At 68.0% G+C, this 20,528-nt stretch carries 10 protein-coding genes; 5 read left to right on the forward strand and 5 right to left on the reverse strand.

Translation table 11 applies throughout. The annotated features are described in order from the left end of the window. Positions 1-7: 7 nt before the first annotated feature. From U5768_RS06230 to U5768_RS06245, 4 genes are read right to left on the reverse strand one after another with little or no spacing between them, the layout of a single operon-like run. On the reverse strand, positions 8-11,080 hold the full coding sequence (locus U5768_RS06230) for a non-ribosomal peptide synthetase (RefSeq protein ID WP_322029496.1): 11,073 nt from the start codon (positions 11,078-11,080) through the stop codon (positions 8-10). A 53-nt stretch (positions 11,081-11,133) separates the two neighbouring features. Further along, positions 11,134-12,117 carry a TauD/TfdA family dioxygenase gene (locus U5768_RS06235; protein ID WP_322029497.1) on the reverse strand — a complete coding sequence of 328 codons (984 nt, stop codon included), beginning with the start codon at positions 12,115-12,117 and terminating at the stop codon, positions 11,134-11,136. Continuing rightward, positions 12,105-12,938 carry a thioesterase II family protein gene (locus U5768_RS06240; RefSeq protein ID WP_322029498.1) on the reverse strand — a complete coding sequence of 278 codons (834 nt, stop codon included), beginning with the start codon at positions 12,936-12,938 and terminating at the stop codon, positions 12,105-12,107. The genes U5768_RS06235 and U5768_RS06240 overlap by 13 nt, the downstream gene beginning before the upstream one ends. Before the next feature lie 3 nt (positions 12,939-12,941). Then, positions 12,942-13,187 (reverse strand): MbtH family protein, encoded by a 246-nt coding sequence (locus tag U5768_RS06245; RefSeq protein ID WP_322029499.1) that lies wholly within the window; start codon positions 13,185-13,187, stop codon positions 12,942-12,944. 400 nt (positions 13,188-13,587) lie between these two features. On the opposite strand from U5768_RS06245, the gene U5768_RS06250 reads away from it, so the two are divergent. From U5768_RS06250 to U5768_RS06265, 4 genes are read left to right on the forward strand one after another with little or no spacing between them, the layout of a single operon-like run. Then, a complete protein-coding gene (locus tag U5768_RS06250; RefSeq protein WP_322029500.1) occupies positions 13,588-14,217 on the forward strand; it encodes a nitroreductase in 630 nt (209 codons plus the stop codon). After that, positions 14,214-15,401, forward strand: a complete 1,188-nt coding sequence (locus tag U5768_RS06255; RefSeq protein ID WP_322029501.1) for an efflux RND transporter periplasmic adaptor subunit — start codon at positions 14,214-14,216, stop codon at positions 15,399-15,401. The genes U5768_RS06250 and U5768_RS06255 overlap by 4 nt, the downstream gene beginning before the upstream one ends. Next, the gene (locus U5768_RS06260; RefSeq protein WP_322029502.1) at positions 15,395-17,392 is read left to right on the forward strand and encodes a MacB family efflux pump subunit; all 1,998 of its coding nucleotides are present in this window, start codon (positions 15,395-15,397) and stop codon (positions 17,390-17,392) included. The genes U5768_RS06255 and U5768_RS06260 overlap by 7 nt, the downstream gene beginning before the upstream one ends. A 4-nt stretch (positions 17,393-17,396) precedes the next feature. Continuing rightward, a complete protein-coding gene (locus U5768_RS06265) occupies positions 17,397-18,800 on the forward strand; it encodes an efflux transporter outer membrane subunit (protein WP_322029503.1) in 1,404 nt (467 codons plus the stop codon). Here U5768_RS06265 and U5768_RS06270 read toward each other — a convergent pair. Next, positions 18,731-19,534 (reverse strand): 4'-phosphopantetheinyl transferase family protein, encoded by an 804-nt coding sequence (locus U5768_RS06270; RefSeq protein WP_322029504.1) that lies wholly within the window; start codon positions 19,532-19,534, stop codon positions 18,731-18,733. The genes U5768_RS06265 and U5768_RS06270 overlap by 70 nt on opposite strands. Before the next feature lie 201 nt (positions 19,535-19,735). Between U5768_RS06270 and U5768_RS06275 the strand changes: the two genes are divergently transcribed. Then, entirely contained in the window at positions 19,736-20,521 is a 786-nt protein-coding gene (locus U5768_RS06275; protein WP_322029505.1) for a hypothetical protein, read from the forward strand. Positions 20,522-20,528: the final 7 nt, after the last annotated feature.

The raw sequence follows: 20,528 nt of genomic DNA on the forward strand, positions 1-20,528 counted from the left end.
GCGCCCGTCATAGTGAATCCAGCAAGTCCTGCAACGCGTCGAGCGAGCCCGAGGCGGAACTGGCTTCGGGCATGGTGCGCTCCAGTTGTTCGGCGAGGCTCGCAAGCACGGGGTGTTCGAACAGCAACGTCAGCTCGATCTTCCTTCCGAGCGCTTCGCCCACGCGCGCGGCCACTCTGACCGCGAGCAGCGAATGGCCGCCGAGCACGAAGAAGTCGTCGTCGGCTCCCACGCGGTCCACGCCCAGCACGTCGGCCCAGATCTCGCACAACAGCACCTGCGTCGGGGTGACAGGCGGCCGGTAGCCGTCTGCCGCGCCCGATGCCAGCGCGGGCAGCGCCCTGCGGTTCAGCTTTCCGTTCGACGTCTGGGGCAATGCGTCGATACGCGCGATTTGCGCGGGCACCTGCTGAGCGGGCAGACGGTTCGCGAGCACCGCGCGCAGCGCGGCCGGGTCCGCGTCGCCCGTCACGAATGCCACGAGCCGCCGGGCCGTGCCTTCGCCCTGAACCTGGCAAGCGGCGTCGTCCACGCCGTCGATCGCGCGCAACGCCGCTTCTGTCTCGCCCAGTTCGATGCGAAAGCCGCGCAGTTTCACCTGCTGATCGGCGCGGCCCAGATATTCGAGCTGGCCGCCGCTGCGCACGCGGCACAGATCGCCCGTTCGATAAAGCCGCGCGCCGGGAACGCCGTGAGGATCGGGAACGAAGCGCTCGGCGCTCAGACCGGGCCGCCGCGTATAACCGCGCGCGAGATTGCCGCCGCCGATGCACAGTTCGCCGATGCCGTTCTCCGGCACGGCATTGCCGTGCGCGTCGAGCACCATCAGCGTGGTGTGTTCGAGCGGCGCGCCGAGCGTGACGGGCGCGCCCGGCGCGAGCAGCGCGGCGCTCGACCAGATCGTCGTTTCGGTTGGGCCGTACAGGTTCCACAACTGCACGCCGCATGCGTGCAGCGCGTCCCCCAGGTCGGGCGGCAACGCTTCGCCGCCGCACAAGGCGCGCAATGGCCTCGCCTTGGCGACGTTGCCTTGCCAGCCGCCGTCGAGGAGCACGCGCCAGCCCATCGGCGTGGCCTGCATCACGCTCGCGTTCGACGTTTCGACCAGCGCCGCGAGCCGCCGCCCATCGGCGACGGTCTCGCGCGTCGCCAGTTCGATCGTCGCGCCCGCGAGCAGCGGCAAGTACAGTTCGAGCGCGGCGATGTCGAACGACAGCGTGGTCACGGCAAGCCAGACGTCGCCAGCGGTCAACTGAAGGCGCGCCTGCATGCTGTCGAGAAAGCGTGACAGCGCACCGTGCGTAACGGCGACGCCCTTCGGCTTGCCCGTCGAGCCCGAGGTGTAGATCACATACGCAAGCTGATCGGCATGAAGCGGCGGCAGCGGCGGCATTGCGCCGTCGCGGTTTTCGTCGCCGATGGTTTCGTCATCGACGCACACATACGCATGGCCGAGCGCGAATTCCGCCAAGCGGTCGCGACCGGTCGCATCGACTACTGTGCACGCGAGCTTCGCGTCGTCCACCATTCCGGCGAGATGCGCGACGGGATACGCCGGGTCGAGCGGCACGTAGGCCGCGCCCGTTTTCATGACCGCGAGCACGGCAACCAGCATGTGCGGCGAACGCGCGACGCACACGCCCACTTGCGCCTGCGCCGTCACGCCGCTGCGCAACAGGCGTTGCGCGAGCCGGTTTGCGCGTTCGTCCAGTTGGCGATAGCTCAACGTCGCCCCGTCGCAGCGCACGGCGATCGCCTCAGGCGTACGGGCGGCCTGCGCGGCGACGCCCAGATGGACCGGCACGAAAGACGCGGCGGGATCGCTCGCCCCGCGCTGGGCGACTGCGCTCGCCTCCAGCGCGAAGTCACGCAGGCGCGGCGCGCCTGGTGCGTCCTGCTGCACGAGTTGCTTAAGCAGTCCGACGTAATCGCGCAACAGTCGCTCGACGGTCGCGCGCTCGAACAGGTCGGCGGCGTAGCTGAACGACAGATTCAGCCGCGCGGCCGCCGACACATTGAGCGTGAGGTCGAACTGCGCCGCCATGCGCTGGCCGCCGAGCGCCGACCAGCGCAAGCCCGTACCCGCATGCCGGTCGAGCGGCGCGGCGGGAACATCGAGGTTGAACATCGCCTGAAAGAGCGGCGTGTGGCTGGCCGCGCGCGCGGGCTGCAAGGCATCGACGATCTGTGCGAACGGCACGTCCTGGTTCGCCTGCGCTTCGAGCACGCGCTGCCGGACCTGCGCGAGCAATGCGTCGAACGGCTGCGCGCCGGCGAGATCGGCGCGGATCACCGCCGTGTTGACGAAGAAGCCGACCAGCGGCTCGATTTCCAGTTGCTCGCGCCCGCCAAGCGGAATGCCCACGCGAATGTCCTGCTGGCCGCCGTAGCGATGCAGCAGCGCGTGGAAGGCCGCGAGCAGCGTCATGAACAAGGTCGCGTCGCGGGCGCGCGAGAACGCCTGCAGCGCATCGGCGAGATGCGGGTCCAGCACGCCTTCGACCTCGCCGCCCCGCGCGCTTCGCTGCGCGGGACGCGGCCGGTCCGAGGGCAGTTCGAGCACCGGCTGCTCGTCGCCAAGACGGGACCGCCAGAAATCGAGCTGGCGCGCGAGTTCCCCGGTGTCGGCCGATTCGCGCTGCCACACCGCGAAATCGGTGTACTGAACGGGCAGCGGTGCGAACGCCGGCGCCACGCCGGTGCGATGCGCGGCATACGCCGCGAGCAATTCGTCGATCAGCAGATTCATCGACCAGCCGTCCGCGGCGATGTGATGCACGGTCAGCCCGAATACATGCGAGCCGTCGCCGAGCCGCGCGAGTTGCGCGCGCAGCACGGGGCCGCGCGCCAGGTCGAAGGCTCGCGTCGCCCCGTCTTGCAGCCAGGCGGCGAGCGCCGGATGCGCGTCGTCCCTCGCATCCGCGAATGCCGTTTCGGACCATTCGCAACGCAGCGCTTCGTCGACGATCAGCCAGGGCGCGCCGTCGCGCTCCTCGAAACGGCTATGCAGGATCTCGTGGCGCTCGACGACGCAATCGAGCGCCGAATGCAGCGCCCGCGCGTCGAGTTCGCCTTCCAGCTTCACGGCGAACGACAGATGGTAGGCCGCGTTGCCGGGCATCAATCGCCACAGGAACCATAGACGCTCCTGGCCATATGTCGGCCTGACTTCGCTTCGACGCAGGCGTTTGATGGTCTGCGTGGCGCGCGGCGTTCGATCGGCCGGCGCCTCCAGCGCGGCGGCAAGCGCATGCAGCACCGGATGATCGAACAACGTGCGCAACGCGATCTCGCGGCCAAGCGCGCGTTGCAGCCTCGCCGCCACTTGCAGCGCCAGCAGCGAATGGCCGCCGAGCGCGAAAAAGTCGTCGTGCGCGCCGACCCGCTCGATGCCGAGCACCGCTTGCCAGATGCCGGCGAGCGTCGTTTCGAGGTCCGTCGAGGGCGCGACGTAGCCGGCGCCGTTGCCATCGACGTCGCCATCGACATCGGGCAACGACTTGCGGTCGAGCTTGCCGTTGGGCAGTGTCGGCAGCGCGTCTAGCAATACGATCGCGGCGGGCACCATATACGCGGGCAGCGCGCGGGCAAGCGCCTCGCGCAACGCGGCGGCGGTCGTGTCCGGACCGGCGGCAACGGCGGCCTCCGGCACGACATAGCCCAGAAGGCGTCTCGCTTCCTGTTCGCCGCGCACGACGACGACGGCTTGCGCCACGCCCGGCTGCGCGCACAACGCGCGCTCGATCTCGCCGGGCTCGATCCGGTAGCCGCGCACCTTGACCTGTTCGTCGAGCCTGCCAAGAAACGCGACGCTGCCGTCGGGCAGCCAGCGACACAAGTCGCCCGTTCGATAGAGACGCGACCCGGGCAAGCCAGCGGGATCGGGCACGAAGCGCTCCGCCGTGAGCGCGGCGCGGCCCAGATAACCGCGCGCGAGCGTCGCGCCGCCGATGCACAGTTCGCCGAGGCCGCCTTCGGGCACCGGCTCGCCTTCGGCGTCGAGAATCCGGTAGTGCCGCGACGCCCACGGCAAACCGATCGGCACCGCGGCGCTCGCGGCATGCGCGGCGTCCACGCGTTGGCAGGACGTCGTCACGGTCGCCTCGGTCGGGCCGTAGGTATTCACCAGCGTCACATCGGCAAGCGGGCCTTCGAACCATTGCGCGACGGCCGCGCCCGGCAGCGCCTCGCCGCCTACGGTGACGCGGCGCAACGCGAAGCCGTCCGCATCGGCGGCGAGTTGCTGCGCCCATTGCTTCCAGTAGCCCGTGGGCAGGTCCGCGACGGTAATGCGCCGCTCGCGCAGCACGCGGCTGAATTCGCCGGCGCTCCACAGCGCGGGGCCCCGCACTTCCAGCGACGCGCCCACCACTAGCGTCGCAAAAATATGCTCGACGGCTCCGTCGAAATTGATGGTGGCGAACTGCAACGCGCGATCGCTGGCGCTCAGGCCGTTCTGCTCGATGAAGTCGTCCAGATGGAGACTGAGCGCCCCGTGGCTGATGGCGACGCCTTTCGGTTTTCCGGTCGAACCCGACGTGTAGATCACATACGCGAGTTGCGCCGGATGCCAGTCGCCCGCGAGACCGGATACGGGCTCGTCGTTCGCAGGGTCCGCACCGTCCACGCGGATTTCCGGGCAGGCCGCCGACGCGATCAATTCCGCGTGCATCGTATGCGTGGCCGCGTCGGTCAACAGCGCGGCGAGTTGCGCGTCGTCGATCATGTCGCGCAGCCGGTCGCGCGGATAACCCGCGTCGAGCGGCACATACGCGCCGCCCGCTTTCATCACGCCGATCAACGCCGCCACCATGCCGGGCGAACGCTCGACGCACACGCCCACGCGAGCTTCGCGCCCCACGCCCGCTGCCGCCAGCCGGTGCGCGATGCGATTGGCCCACTCGTTCAGTTCACGCCACGTCAGCGCCGCACCGTCGCAATGAACCGCCAGCGCGTCCGGGCGTTCGCGCACCTGCGCCTCGAAGCGCGCCACGAACGGACGATACGCGTGCGCCGCGCCGCCTGTCGCCGCGCCGCGCACCGCGTCGCGGCCCGGCACGCGCAGCATGCCGGGCGTCGCGGGCGACCTCGCGCCGCCAGCCAGTTGCGTGAGCAGGCTCACATACGCGTGCTGCACCATATCGAGCGTCGCGTCAGGCAGGCGCTGCGCATCCCAGCTCCATTCGAGCGCGATCGTTTCGCCGGGCACGATGCCGAGCGTGAGCGGGTAATGCGTGCGTTCGAACGATTCCGACGACGCCACGCGCAGTCCGAGCGAACCGTCGTTCAACGCTTCGTCGACGGGGAAATTCTCGAACACCAGCAGCGAGTCGAACAACGGGCCGAAGCCGTTGCCGGCCCAGCGCTGGATCGACGACAACGGCGTGTGTCCCGCCTGGCGCACTTCCACGTTGTACGTCTGCAGGTCGCGCAGCCAGTCGGCGACGGGCTGGTTGGCCGGCACATCGACCCACAACGGCAGGCTGTTGATGAAGAGGCCCTGGATGGCGTCGGCGCCGGGCAAATCCGCCGGGCGCCCCGCGACCGTCACGCCGAACGCGGCCTGAGGGCGGTTGCCGAAACGCGCGAGCACGAGCGCCCACGCGGCCTGGATCAGCGTATTGAGCGTCACGCCGTAGCGCTGCGCGGCTTCTGAGAGCGCGCCGCCGAGCGCGGCGTCGAGCGTCTGCTCGCGATGGCGGAACACCGCGTTCGACACGCCCTGTCCATCGACGGCAGCCGTGGACGGCACGCTGTCGAGCAGCAACGCGGGACGGTCCACGCGCGCGAGTTGCGTGTGCCACCACGCGAGCGTGTCGGGCTGCGCGCGCAGCCATTCGATATAGGAGCGGTACGGAACGACGGGGTCGAGCGCCGGCGCTTCGCCAGCGCTGGCCGCCCGGTACGCCCGGCCCAGTTCGCTCAGCAACTGCGCGCTGCTCCATCCATCGGCGAGTGCGTGGTGATTGATCCACGCGAGATCGTGCGCTCCATCAGGACGCCTGAACAATGCGACATGCAGCAACGGCGCAGCGTCGAGATCGATCAGCGTCGGCGCGTCGTGCTCGAACCATTGATCGAAGGCCGTTTCGTAGTCGGCGCGCGCGCGCCAGTCGTGCACCGCGAAAAACTCCGGCACGCTCGCATGCACGACCTGCAGCATGACGCCGCCATGGGCGCGCGTAAAGCGCGTGCGCAGCACCGCGTGCCGCGCGGCCACCGTGTGCCACGCGGCGCGCATGGCGTCGATGTCGAGCGCGCCGTGCAAGGTCAGCCGCTTGCGGTTCACGTACGCGTCCGGCTTCATCAGGCTGTGAAACACGAGACCTTGTTGAAGCGGCGTGGCCGGATAGACATCTTCGATGCCCGCGGGCGGCAAGTCGAGCGCATCGAACTCGTCCTGTGTCAGCGCGGCGAGCGGAAAATCGCTCGCGGTGGCGCGCGGCGTCGCGGCGGCGCAATGCGCGACCAGTTGCGCCACTTCGCGCCCGAACGCCTGCATCAGCGCCTCGACCCGCGCTTGCGGCAGGACGGCCGGATCGTAGCGCCAGCCGAGCGACAGACAGCCGCCCACGATCATGCCGTTCAGATCCAGCGGATAGACGAGCTTTTCGTGCTCCGGCTGCGGATGGCCGGCGTCTTCGGTCGCGAACCCGAACGCGCCATCGGCGGCGAGATTCTGGTCGAACTGGCCGAGATAGTTGAAGCTGATACGCGGCACGGGCAGCGCCGCGAGGGCGGCGCGCGCGGCATCCTCGCCGTACGCTTGCAGCCACCCCCACGACGCGCCGTGGTCGGGCAGCGTGCGCAGGCGCTCCTTGGCGGCGATCAGCGCGGCCGCTTCGTCGGCAATCGCGCGCAGCCAGACGGGATAACGCGTCGTGAACCATCCGACCGTGCGGCTCAGGTCGATGCCCTGATCGGCGCCGCTGTGACGGCCGTGGCCTTCCAGCGCGAGCAAGGCGCCGGCGCTGCCGAACGTTGCGGCGACGGCGCGCGTGAGCGCGGCCAGCAGCAGTTCGTCGATGCCGAGACGGTAGGCGCGCGGCGCGGCGTGGCGCAGCGCGTCGGTCGCTTTGGCGTCGAGCCGCCAGTCGAGCACCCGGCTCGTTGCTGTCGTGCCTTGCGCGCTGTCGAGCACCGGTTGCGCGTCTTGCAGTGCGCGTTGCCAGGCGGGCAGCGCGGCGTTCAGCTTCGCATCGGTGATCGCTTCGCGAAGCGCTGCGACCCACGCGCTCCAGGGCGTCGCGGCGTCGAGCGCGGGCGCGCGGCCGCTAGTCGCCGCCGCGCGGTTCGCCCCGCTGTTCGCCATGCTGTTCGCCGTGTAAGCCGCCTCGATGTCGCCGAGCAGAATGCGCCAGGACACGCCATCGACGGCGAGATGGTGAATCACGAGAAGCAGGCGGCCACGCGGTGCGCCGTGCGCATGCGCGGGCACGTTGAAATAGACAGCCTTCAACAAGCGCCCCGCCTGCGGGTCCAGTTGCTTTTGCGCGCGTTGCGCTTGCGCCGTCAGTTCCACGGTCCAGTCGCCCGCGCTTTCGCGCAGATCGCTGAGCGTCAGCAGATCGCGCGGCGCGTCGCGGCTCACCTGCTGCCGCCATCCGTGCGCGTGGCGCTCGAATTTCAGACGCAAGGCGTCATGACGCTCGACGACCGCTGCAAGCGCGCGCGTCAGTGCGTCCACGTCGAGTTCGCCGCGCACGTCGAGCAGCACCGACTGGTTCCAGTGCGGCTCGCCTTCCGGATAACGCGAGAAAAACCACGCCTGGATCGGCGTGAGCGGCAGCGCGTCATGCACTTCGGCAATCGCGCCGTTGTCGTCGAGCGGACGCATCACGGCCGCGAGCCGCGCGATGGTGGGCTGCTCGAACACCTGGCGCGGCGTGAGCAGCCAGCCCTGCGTGCGGGCGCGCGCGATCAGTTGCAGGCTGAGGATCGAATCGCCGCCCGCCGCGAAGAAGTCGTCGTCGACGCCCAGATCGTCGCGTCCGAGCACCGACGCCCACAGCGCGAGCACGATCCGCTCGGCGTCGTTGCGCGGCGCGACGCGTTCGGTGCCGGCCACAGCGCCGATGGCGGGGAGCGCCGCGCGATCGACCTTGCCGTTCTGCATCACGGGCAACGCGTCCAGCACGGCAATCGCCGAAGGCACCATATGCGCCGGCAATTCCTGAGCAAGTGCGCGTTGCAGCGTCGCGCCGTCGTTGTCTTTCGCGACGACATACGCGACCAGACGGGGCGCACCGAGGTCGTGGGCCACCACTACGACCGCGCTCGCGACACCAGGCTGACGACGCAACGCCGCTTCGATCTCGCCGGGCTCGATCCGGAAGCCGCGCAGCTTGATCTGCTGGTCCAGACGGCCGAGAAAGTCGATGGCGCCATCCGCGCGGCGGCGGCACAGGTCGCCGGTTCGGTACAAACGCGCGCCGGGTTCCGAGGGATCGGGCACGAAGCGATCGGCAGTCAGCGAAGGGCGGTCGAGATAGCCGCGCGCGAGCGTATGCCCGCCGATGCACAGTTCGCCGAGCGCGCCGACGGGCGCATCGTTGCCGTCGCGGTCGAGCACGCGCGCGGTGCGAGACGCGTACGGCACGCCGATCGACACGATGGATTGCGCGGTGTCTTCAGCGGTCGTCGCGCGGTACATGCACGCGACCGTGGTTTCCGTGGGACCGTACAGGTTCGCGAGGCCGATATGCCCCAGCGGGCCGTTGCGCCATTGTGCGAGCGCGTCGCCCGGCAAGCCTTCGCCGCCCACGGTGATCTGACGCAGCGCGGCGAGCGATTGCGCGGACGGCGGCGAGCGCAGCCATTGCTGCCAGTACGCGGTGGGCAAACGCGAAAACGTGACGCGCGCGTCGATCAGATGGCGGCTCGTCGTGTCGATGTCCCACGGTTCCGGACCGCGCATTTCGACTTTGCCGCCGCGCAGCAGCGCGGGAAGCAATTCATGCAGCGCGACGTCGAAGTTGATGGTCGACGATTGCAGCACGGTGTCGTCCGCGCCGATGCGATGGGCGTCGATGAAATCGTCGAGGTGCGATGCGAATGCGCCGTGGCTGACCGCAACGCCCTTGGGGCGCCCCGTCGAACCCGACGTGTAGATCACGTAGGCGAGTTGCCCGGGATGCGGCGCGGTCACGGAATGCCCCGCGACATCGGCATCGGCGTCGGCATCGCGCGTGCCGACGTCCAGCGCCGTGCGTCCTTCGAACAGCGCGCCGCATTGGGCGAGGGCCGCGGCGTCGGTCAGCACGACGCGCACGCCGGCGTCGTCCATCATCATCGCGAGACGTTCGGCGGGATACGCGGGATCGAGCGGCACGAACGCGCCCGGCGAGCGCAGCGTGCCGAGCAGCGCGGCCGCCATCGCAACCGAACGCGTCATGCAGATGCCCACGCGCTCGTCGCCGCGCACGCCGGCCCGTTCGAGTCGCCGGGCAATGCGCGCGGCCCACGCGTCGAGTTCGGCGTAAGTCGCGCGTTCGCCCTCGCAGTGGACGGCGAGCGCGTTCGGCTCGAGCGCCACGCCTTGCGCGAACCGCACGCAAACGGGCACGTAAGGCTTCTTCGGCGGCAGCGCGGGCGCCGAGCGCGTGAGTTCGAACGCGCCGAGCGGGCGCGCGGCATCGTCGGCGATCTGTTCCAGCAGAAGCACGTAGTGATCGAGCATCTGCGCGATCATCGCGCCGTCGAACAGATCTTCCGCGTAGACCAGGGCGACTTCGAGCCCCTGTGCGCGCTCGCGCGCTTCGAGAACGAGATCGAAGCGCGCCGTCTGCGTATCGACCTCGTGGTTCGAGACGTCGAGCCCCGGCAACTGCAAGGTCTTGCGATCCGCGCCCAGGTAGTTGAACATCGCCTGAAAGAGCGGCGTATGACCGAAGCTGCGCTGTGGCTGCAACGCTTCGACGAGCTTCGTGAACGGCAAATCTGCGTGGTTCTGTGCTTCGAGCACGCGCTCGCGCACGCGGCCGAGCAGTTCCGCGAAATTCGCGAGGCCCGCGAACTCGGTGCGGATCACGAGCGTATTCACGAAGAAGCCGATCGTGCGCGCGACTTCCGGGCGGTCGCGGCCCGCAACGGGTACGCCCACGCGGATATCGTTCTGGCCGCTATAGCGCGCGAGCAGCATGTCGTAGGCCGCGAGGAGCGTCATGAACGGCGTGGCGTTCGCGGCAAGCGAAACGCGGGCGAGCGCGCCGTGCAACGTTTGCGGCAGCACCCGCGCCATGCGCGCGCCCGCGCCGCTGCGCATGCCGGCGCGCGCGCGCGAATGCGGCAATTCGAGCACGGGGTGATCGTTGCCGAGACGGCCGCGCCAGTAGTCGAGCTGGCGCGCGAGCGTGTCGTCGTCGAACCATTCGCGTTGCCACTGCGCGTAATCGCCGTATTGCAGACCCTTTGCGCCGGACGCCGTCGCGGGTTGCGCCGTGGGCGCCGCGCTGGCCGTCGAGCGCACGCTGTCGCGATACGCGGCAGCGAGTTCCGCCACGAACACTTCGATGGAAAGGCCGTCCGCGACGATGTGATGCACGGCGATATGCAGAACCTGATCGTCCTGCGCAAGCGCGATCAGCGCGACGCGCAGCAGCGGACCGCCTTCGAGATCGAACGGCAACGCGGAGCGGGCGGCGAGCAGGGCGTCGAGATTGTCTTCGGCGCGAAGGTCGAACGTATCCCAGCCATACTGACGCGGCCCGGTGCGCTGAAACGGCACGCCGTCGACTTCCTCGAAACGCTGCCGCAGGCTTTCGTGCGCATCGACCACGCGATCGAGCGCCTGCCGCAACGCCGCCACGTCGAGTTTGCCGCGCAGGCGCACCGCGCCGGTGACGTTGTACGCCGCGCTCGACGGGTCGAGCCGCCACAGAAACCACAGACGCTCCTGCGCGTGTGACAACGCAAAGCGCCGCTCGCCGCCGGGAAACGGCACAACGGGCAAACGCGCCGCGTTGATGCCGTTCGCCTTCAGACGTCCGCGAAACGCTTCGCGCTTGTCGGGCGGAAGCGCGACGTATGCGGTCGAAATGGACAACAGCTCTTTCGACACCTGGCTGGCAGTTTCAGTCATCGTTATGGGAAATTCGAAAGGGTTCGCGGCACGCAGCGCGCTTCGCGCGCCGTTCAGGCGCTCATCGCGACCAGCACGCGGCGCTTGCCCGAAAACGGCGCGCGGCCATGCGACATCAGCACGTTGTCGAGCACGAGCGCGTCGGCGCTTTGCCAGGGAAATGACAGCATCGTGTCGCGGTAAACCGCGCGGATTTCGTCGAGCATCGCGGCGTCGATCGGCGTGCCGTCGCCAAAGAAGGTATTGCGCGGAAGACGATCTTCATCGACGACTTCCAGCAACGCCTCCTGCACCGTCGCGGGCAGATTCGACACGTGAAAGAGATGCGCCTGGTTGAACCAGACCGTTTCGCCCGTGAGCGGATGAATCAGTTCGGACTGGCAGACCTGGCGCGTGCGCAGCGCCTCGCCGTCGTCGAGCCATTCGTAGCCGATCCGGTTCGCGCGGCAGTACGCTTCGACTTCGGCGCGATCGTGCGTGCCGAACACCTGTTCCCACGGCAGGTCGAGACCGTTGCCGTAGTTGCGCACGTACATCACGCCGTGCTCTGCGAACCGCTTGCGCAACGCCGGATCGAGCCGCTGGTAGACGAGACGGCTGTCGGCAACCGGCGTCGCACCGCCCTGCTCCGCCGCGACGGCGCAGTAGAACCAGATGGAGCCGGGCCACTTCAGCGTGTACGACTGTTCGTTGTGCTGATCGATCCACTGATCCGCCGGATATTCGGTCGACGAGTACACGCCTTTTTCGATGCGGCTGCGCGGCGTCGAACCGAATTCATAGCTGAGCAAAGGCTGGCCGAAGCTCGTTGCGAAGGCGTTGAACTGCACGGCGTCGAGCGGCGCGAACCCGCGCAGCAACACGCCGCCGTACTGCTTTCTCGCGGGCTCGATCATGTCGCGCAGGCGCGAGAGATACGCGGACGGCGCGGCGGCCGCCTCCGTCTGCGCGGGGCTGATCACGAGCACCCGCGTGCCGTTGTGCTCCATCACGCGTTGCGTAAGCGCCGCGTCGGCCTGGCTGGTCATTGCATCCATGCTTCACCTTTCGGCAGATGTGCCGGCGCTACATGCGGCGACGGCGCAAGCGCATCCGCCACGGAACCGGCGAGGCGCGCCAGCATCGGGCCCGGCGCATCGTCGAGATAAAAGTGGCCGCCGTCGAAGCGGTGATGCGCGAACGGACCACGGGTTTCAGCGCGCCAGCGCTCGACATCGGCGGCGCATGCCGTGGCGGGATCGTCGCGGCCGGTGAACACGGCGAACGGGCAGTCGAGCGGCTCGCGTGCGGGAACGGCGGCGTCCGGACTCCGCTTGTCGAATTCGAGCGAATACGTTCCGCACAAATGAAAGTCGGCGCGCAGCGTGGGCATCAGAAAACCGATCAGATCGCGGTCGGCGAGAATGGCTTCGGGCGTGCCGCCGAGCGAGCGCAACTTGCGGATCATCTGTTCGACCGTGCTGTCGAGCCAGTGCGTTTCGCGCACCCGGCACGCGGGCGCAACCGATGCGGAAGCGCCGAACCATACGGCCGATCCCATGCCTTGCGCACGCAGCGCGTGCAGCAACTCGAAGCCGACCAGCGCACCCATGCTGTGTCCGAACACGGCGAACGGCATCGCCGGATCGCGCCGCGCACGCCAGTCGCGACACACATTGTCCACGAGCGCCGGCCACCGGGTATGGGCCGGCAGAGCCCGCCGCGTTCCATGCCCGGGCAATTCGAGCGGCACGACCTGCACGCTCTGAGGCAAGAGCTGCGACCAGCGCCGATACAGCGCCGTCGTGCCGCCCGCGTGAGCCAGACAGAACAACTGCAGCGGCGGCAGCGCGCGGCCGTTTGCGACAGCGCCCGTCATCCGTCAGGCCGCCGGATCGGCTTGACCCTGGGCCGCGCGGGCGGCGTCGGCGGCCATCGCCTTGCGCAGGCTCAGCGGACGCATGTCGGTCCAGACCTCGTCGATCCATGCGAGACACTCGGGCTTCTTGCCCGATTTGCCCGCCTCGCGCCAACCTGCCGGGATCGCCTTGTAGTCCGGCCAGATCGAGTACTGTTCCTCGTCGTTGATGACCACGTGGAAATGCGTGTCTTCGTCGCCCCAGCTCATTGAACGCTCCGATGGAACCGCGGCCGGGCGGCCGCTATGTGAATGACGCAAACGAGACTCATTCCTGTAGCGGGCGGCAATGGGGCGACTGAAACACCGTCGCTTCGACCATGCGCAAACCCATTCTCGCGACCGCCGTCAACGCGCCGTCGCGAGCTTGAAATGAGAATCATTGCTGTTTGGAGGTGCTACTCTGAGCGCTGCGCCGCGCTTTGTCAAGGGCCGCGCCGGGCGGGAAAAAGCCGCGGAAAACCGCTGCAATCCGCTTCAAATGGGCGTGTAGCGCGCTTTTCCCGTCGCTGTCACGTGGATGACATCTGGATGTCTCAAATGCGAATCATTTGCGTTCATGTACGATTTCCGCCATCATGCATCGCTCGATAGCCCACCCCGGAAAGAGATGAACTCGCCCATCCCGAACGCCGCTCTCACTGATCACGCGTCCAGCCGCGCGCAAATCGTCCTCGACTCGTTGCTCTCGCGCGAGTCGCACTGGCCGCTCGCCGAGCCGGGCCCGAACGACGCGGAACTCGCGCAGATCTTCGACGCCGCGTTGCGCGCGCCCGATCATGCGCGTTTGCGTCCGTGGCGATTCGTGCTGGTGCGCGGCGACGCGCGCGGGGCGCTCGGCGACGTGCTGGTCGATCTGGCGTGCGCGCGCGCGCCCGGCGAACCGCGCTCGGCGCATGCGCATCGACGCCAAAAGGCGTTTGCCACGCCCGTGGTCATCGCGCTGGGCGCGGCCGTCGATTCGACGTCGCACGTGCCGGAAATCGAGCAGTTGATGTCGATGGGCGCGGCGACCATGAACCTGTTGAACGCGATTCACGCACTCGGATACGGCGGCTTCTGGGCCACCGGCGACGACACCTACGAGCCCGCGATGCATGCCGCGCTCGGCTTCGGGCCGTCTGAACGCCTGCTGGGCTTCCTGTTCGTCGGTACGCCGCAACGCGCGCAGCGCCCCGCATCGCGCCCTGAGCGCGAAGCGTTCGTTCGGGAATGGAAGGCGCCCACCCGCGGCCAATGAGACGACCCTTCCATATTTCCCTGCGCACAGCCTGCTTCGCCGGTATCTCGTTACTGATCCTGTTCGCGCTGTGGGCCATGCTGTTCAGGACCGTCGAACACGTCGAAACCGTCGCCGTCACGCGCGGCGACGTCGAGTCCAGCGTGACCGCGCTCGGCACGCTGCAACCGCATAGCTATGTGGACATCGGCGCGCAGGCGTCCGGCGAGATTCGCAAGATCCACGTTCAGGCCGGCGACAAGGTGCGCAAAGGGCAACTGCTCGTCGAGATCGACCCGAGCGTGCAGCAGGCGAAGGTCGACGTCGATCGCTCGTCGCTCGATAGCTTGCGCGCGCAACTGACGGGCGCCGATGCGCAGCGCGACTTCGCCCGTCTACAGGCGCAACGCCAGCACCGCATGATGACGGACGGCGCCACGCGCGACCAGGACCTGCAATCGGCGGACGCCACGCTGCGCAGCGCCGAAGCCACGGTTACGAATCTGCGCGCGCAGATCGACGGCGCGCAATCGACGCTCAAGGGCGACGAAGCCCAGCTCGGCTATACGCGCATTTATGCGCCGATGTCCGGCACCGTCGTGACGCTCGACGCGCGCGCAGGGCAGACGCTCAACGCGACGTATCAGACGCCGATCATCATGCGCATCGCCGATCTCACGACGATGACGGTCTGGACGCAAGTTTCCGAAGCCGACGTGCTGCGCGTGAAAGCGGGCACGCCCGTCTACTTCACGACGCTCGGCAGCGAGGACCGGCGCTGGACGAGCCGGGTCGCGCAGATTCTGCCCGCACCGTCCAATCCCGCCCCTGCCGGCGACAACGCACAAGGGTCGGCGCAAGGCGCCGCGCCCACGGCAGGCAAGGTCGTGCTGTACACGGCGCTTTTCGACGTCGCGAACGCGGACGCGCAGTTAATGCCGCAAATGAGCGCTCAGGTGTTTTTCGTCATTGCACGCGCGCAGCACGTGCTCACCGCGCCGCTTGCGGCGATGACGCCCGTGCCCGGCGACGCGAACGTGTACGCGGCCCGCGTGCTGGTGGACGGCGCGGTTAGCGAGCGGCGCGTGCGGATCGGCGTTCACGACCGGTTGCGCGCGCAAGTGCTTTCGGGGCTGCGGCAGGGCGATCTGCTCGTCACCGCGATCAGGCGCAGCCGCGCCATCGACGGGCGCTTCGAATGGTAAGCGCGAACCCTTGCGCGAGCGCGCCGCTCATCGAACTACGGGGCATACGCCGGTCGTACGGCGGCACGTCGAAAGCCGACGACGGCACCGTGCCGCCCGTTGTCGACGTGCTGCGAGGCGTGTCCCTGAAGATCGAGGCAGGCGAATTCGTCGCGATCGTCGGGGCGTCCGGTTCCGGCAAATCGACGCTGATGCACATTCTCGGGTGTCTCGATCGTCCGTCGGCCGGTTCGTACTTTTTCGCCGGCAAGGACATTGCGCAATGCAACGCCGACGAGCTTGCGTGGCTGCGGCGCGAAGCGTTCGGCTTCGTGTTTCAGGGCTATCACCTGATTGCCACGGAAACCGCCCGCGAAAACGTCGAGGTGCCGGCGGTCTACTCGGGTACGCCGAGCCGCGAGCGCGCCGAACGCGCCGCCGCGTTGCTGGGCCGCCTCGGACTCGCGGGGCGGCTCGATCACAGGCCGTCGCAACTCTCGGGCGGCCAGCAGCAGCGCGTGTCGATTGCGCGGGCGCTCATGAACGGCGGCCACATCCTGCTTGCCGACGAACCCACCGGCGCGCTCGATTCGCGCAGCGGCGCGGAAGTGATGACGCTACTCGAAGAACTGGCGGCGGCAGGACACACCGTCATCCTCATCACCCACGATCGCGACGTCGCCGCGCGCGCGCACAGGATCATCGAGATTCGCGACGGCCAGATCGTCGGCGATTCGCCCACGGCGCACGCGGCGCGCGCCGAAGCCTCGCTGGACGGCCACGCATTCATGGCCGCGATGGCCGAAGGCGTTGCGCACACGGCGTCTTTCCTCGCCGACGCGAAAGAGGCCCTGCGCGCCGCGTGGCGAGTGTTGCGCATCAATCGCTTTCGTACCTTGCTCACGCTGCTGGGCGTGATTATCGGCGTGGCGTCCGTGATCGTGATGATGGCAATCGGCAAAGGTTCGGAGCACGAAGTGATTGCGAAGATGGCGAGTTTCGGCACGAACCGCATGTACGTCACGCCGGGCGGCGACAACGCGCGCGGGCCGGGCGGGACGCTGACGATGGCGGACGTCGAGCGCGTGCGCGGCGTGCCGAACGTCGCCGCCGCGATGCCTTTTTTGCAGGGCCAGGTGACGCTGCGCTACGGCAACGCCGACGTGCAAACGAGCATGTGGGCCGTCGGGCCGGAAGCGTCCCGGGTGCTCAACTGGAAACCCGTTCGCGGCGTGTTCTTCGATGCCGACGACGACCGCCGCCTCGCGGCCGTGGCGCTGGTCGGCAAGCGGGTGCGTGAAAAGCTCTTCGGCACGGCCGATCCCGTCGGCCGATACGTGCTCGTGAACAACGTCCCGCTGCTCGTTATCGGCGAACTGGAGGAAAAAGGCGCGACCTCGGGCGACAGCGACGACGACGACGTGATCCTCGTGCCCTTTTCCACCGGCAGCCATCGCGTGCTCGGCACAACTAACCTTTCGTGGATCTCGGTGCTGATCGACAGGCTCGATCTTGCCGACGAAACGGCTGGGCGCATCGGCGACGAACTCGAAGCGGCGCACCATGTGCGCGACTTTCAGGTCTACAACCGCGCGGCGTCGATCCGGACGCAAACCGAAACGCAGGACATGCTGACGCTGATGCTGGGTTTGATCGCCGCGATCTCGCTGGTGGTGGGCGGAATCGGCGTGATGAACATCATGCTGATGACGGTTCGCGAACGCACGCGCGAGATCGGCATTCGTATTGCGACGGGCGCACGCCAGCGCGACATCCTGCGCCAGTTCATGACGGAGGCGATATTGGTGTCGGGCATTGGCGGCGCGGCGGGCGTCGTCTGCGGGCTGCTTATCGGCGCGGTGCTGATCGCGGTGAATGCGCCGACCATCTTCTCGCTGCGCGCGATCGTTGCGGCCTTCGGCTGCGCGCTGCTGACGGGCCTCGTATTCGGGTTCATGCCGGCGCGCGCCGCCGCGCGGCTCGACCCTGTCGTCGCACTGGCGAACGAGTGACAGCGTGAAAAAGCCCCTCTCTTTCACGCTGATGCTCGGCCTCGCGGGTTGCATGAGCGCCCCGCCACCGCCCGACGCCGCCATTGCTTCGCCCGCCACGTACCGTTACGCAGCGAATGGCGCTGCGGGCGCCGACGACACAAGCGACTGGTGGCGCAGCTTCGGCAGCGACGAACTCGATAACCTGGTTGCGCGCGCATCGACCGGCAACTACGACGTCGCGGCCGCGCTCGCGCGTGTCCAGCAGGCGCGGGCGAATGCACGCATTGCGGGCGCAGCGCTTTATCCGAACGTCGAAGGATTCGCCGATGCGAGCCGCGAAGCGGGCTTCTCCATCAACGACACGCTGCCAAGCGGCAATGCCTTCGATCTCGGCGTCGCGGCGAGCTACGAACTCGACCTGTGGGGACGCAATCGCGCGCTGAGGGACGCGGCGCGCGCGAACGCACGCGCGTCCGGATTCGACCGCGCGACCGTGACGATCACGATTACCGCGGACGTCGCGAACACATGGCTGCAAAGTGTCGCATTGCGCGAGCGCGAACACATCGCCGAGGCGAATCTGCAGACCGCGCGGCGTCTGCTTGCCGTTGTCGAATCGCAGTGGCGCGCGGGCTTCGCGGGACCGCTCGACGTGGCGCAGCAACGCACCTTGCTGGCCGCGCAGCAACGCCAGCTTGCCCAGCTTCGACAGCAGTCGAACGACAGCGAAGCGGCGCTCGCGCTGCTATCGGGCGTGCCGGCGTCGGGCTTCGACATTGCCACGCGAACGCTTGCCGGCGTGCGCGCGCCCGCCATCGACGCTGGTCTGCCGTCCACGCTGCTCGCGCGGCGGCCCGATGTCGCCGCCAACGAGGCGCGGCTCGCGGCGGCGCACGCCGACGTGGCGGCCGCGCGCGCGGCGATGCTCCCTTCGCTGACGCTCACCGCCTACGCGGGGACGGGCAGCGACCGCGCCGTGCGCATTTTCGACAATCCCCTTTACAGCGTCGCCGCGGCGTTGACGGCGCCCATTTTCAACGCGGGCTCGCTCGCCGCGGGCCGCGATCTCGCGCTTGCGCAGCAGGAAGAAATGCTGGCGGCTTATCGCCAGTCGATTGTCGCCGCGTTCACCGATGTCGAGCGCGCGCTCAATGCGACGGCTGGCGTCGATGCGCAAAGCGCTGCTCAGGACAACGAACTGCGCGAAGCGCGCCGCACGCTGCACCTTGCCGAGAGCCGCTACGGCGCCGGCGCCGCAACTTCGCTAGACGTGCTCGATGCGCAACGCACGCTGTACGCGGCAGAAGACGAGCACGTCCAGTTGCATCTCGCGCGGCTGCAGGCGGCGGTGTCGCTTTATCGCGCGCTGGGCGGCGGCTGGCGCAATAGCGAGGTTTCCGCCGCGCGTGCCGGTCCTGACTCCTGAACGGATGACGAAGAAGTAAACGCAGGCCGGGCGTTGTCGTCTCCGAACGCCACACAGGCCGCGTGCCCTTCGACTTCGTCTATCCAGCGGTATTTAAGGGCGGCCGCCGCCGCGAATTCGCTGCCCGTCGCGACCGCGGGCCGCTGCGGGCTTCCCGCCGCCACATGAACGCTGATGCTGGCGAGATCGTCGCCAATGCCGAGACCGAGCGCCTTCACGAGCGCTTCCTTGGCTGTCCAGATTCGATAGAAATGCGCTCGCCGCTGATCGGCGCGGGCATCTTCGATGATGCGTTGCTCCTGTGCGGAACAGACGAGGTCCGCGATCGCGTGCCAATCGACCCCGGCGTTGACATGCTCGATGTCCACGCCGACGCTGCGCCGCGCCGAAACGGCGATGAGCCCGTGACCACCCGAGTGCGATGCATTGAACGACAGGCCGGGATGATCCTCCAAAAACGGCTTGCCGCGCGCGCCTTGCCGAAAACGAAGCGCCGCGGGCTCGCACCCGGTGTATCCCGCGAGCACGGTTCTCAATGCGTATCGCGTACAGACGAAGCGTTCACGATCCGCCTGCAAACGATATCGGCCTGCTCGCTGCCGCTCGGATGCATCCAGCGTTTCCTGCATGCGCGCGAGGTCGTCAGCGCTCGCGGACGCATCGATCAGGCGGACTTCGACATCCTCCGGCCAGCGACCGTGCCGCTCAAGCAAACGCCCTTCCGCGAGACGCATGGGTTTCGTCCTTTTCAAATGAGAATCATTTGCAATTATAGAGGAAATCGCTCATCATAGCCTTCGACGACACCTTTCCAAACCGAGGGTTCAATGAGTGTCCACACCCTGTCAGCGAGAGAGCTATTGCTCCTCGACGATGCACAAGCATGCGGAACATGCGAAGGATTACTAAGTGGTAACGGGAAACGCCAGCCCGTCATGCAGCCTCATCCGATACCGAAGTTCGTTGCGCACAGACTCAACTTCCGGCCCGGCGACGAACGCTCTCTCGTCGAGGACAACACGCTCTTCCTGTGGCGATTCCGGCCCGAATGGAGCCAGCTTTCGCGAGACTCCGGGTACGCGACGCTTTCAAGGGCCGAACTGGCGCGCATCAAGAACTATCCCAATCCTGCGCTGGGCAAGCGCTACGCCGTTGCGCGCGCATGCTTGCGCGAAATACTCGCGGGTTTGACGGGATTGCCCGCCAGCGACCTGCCCTTGTACGAAGACCGCGAGGGGCGTTTGCGCCTCGACCCTCTGCGCAGTCCGCTGTCCATCGCCACTGTCTACGCGGGCGCGTGGGTACTGGTCGCGGTCGCCAGAGCGAACGTTGGCCTTGCAATCAGCATGGTCACTCCGGCAGGTTCGTCGCTCGGCAGTTCATTCAACGACGCCGCAATCGCCGACGCGCAGCCGCTAGCGAGCCACACGCACCACACGCGCCAGCATGTCCGCCGCGCGAGTCTCGCCGACGCCGCCGACAAGCCGTTGTTCGACGTGACCGAAGGGCTCTTGCAGGACGACAGCCCGAGCGTCGTTCTCGACGCTCATAAGGATGGAGTCTGGCATCTCCTCGACTTGCCGATGCCCGGCACCATGCTCGCTTCGGTTGCGGTTGCTTGCCCTGTCGCTGCGGTGCATGGTTTTGGCTGGGTCAGCTACGAGGCTTCTGCGTTAAATGCCGCGAAAGCCCCGACGCGATTTCGTTTCGCAGTGCGATAGAAAGGCC

The organism is Paraburkholderia sp. J76 (assembly GCF_905220295.1).
In the GTDB taxonomy this organism is placed as follows: Bacteria; Pseudomonadota; Gammaproteobacteria; order Burkholderiales; family Burkholderiaceae; genus Paraburkholderia.

Coding starts and splice junctions, on each gene's coding strand:
- U5768_RS06250 (WP_322029500.1), top strand. CDS start 13,588: ATGAACTCGCCCATCCCGAACGCCGCTCTCACTGATCACGCGTCCAGC.
- U5768_RS06270 (WP_322029504.1), bottom strand. CDS start 19,534: ATGCGTCTCGCGGAAGGGCGTTTGCTTGAGCGGCACGGTCGCTGGCCG.
- U5768_RS06260 (WP_322029502.1), top strand. CDS start 15,395: ATGGTAAGCGCGAACCCTTGCGCGAGCGCGCCGCTCATCGAACTACGG.
- U5768_RS06240 (WP_322029498.1), bottom strand. CDS start 12,938: ATGACGGGCGCTGTCGCAAACGGCCGCGCGCTGCCGCCGCTGCAGTTG.
- U5768_RS06245 (WP_322029499.1), bottom strand. CDS start 13,187: ATGAGCTGGGGCGACGAAGACACGCATTTCCACGTGGTCATCAACGAC.
- U5768_RS06255 (WP_322029501.1), top strand. CDS start 14,214: ATGAGACGACCCTTCCATATTTCCCTGCGCACAGCCTGCTTCGCCGGT.
- U5768_RS06230 (WP_322029496.1), bottom strand. CDS start 11,080: ATGACTGAAACTGCCAGCCAGGTGTCGAAAGAGCTGTTGTCCATTTCG.
- U5768_RS06235 (WP_322029497.1), bottom strand. CDS start 12,117: ATGGATGCAATGACCAGCCAGGCCGACGCGGCGCTTACGCAACGCGTG.
- U5768_RS06275 (WP_322029505.1), top strand. CDS start 19,736: ATGCAGCCTCATCCGATACCGAAGTTCGTTGCGCACAGACTCAACTTC.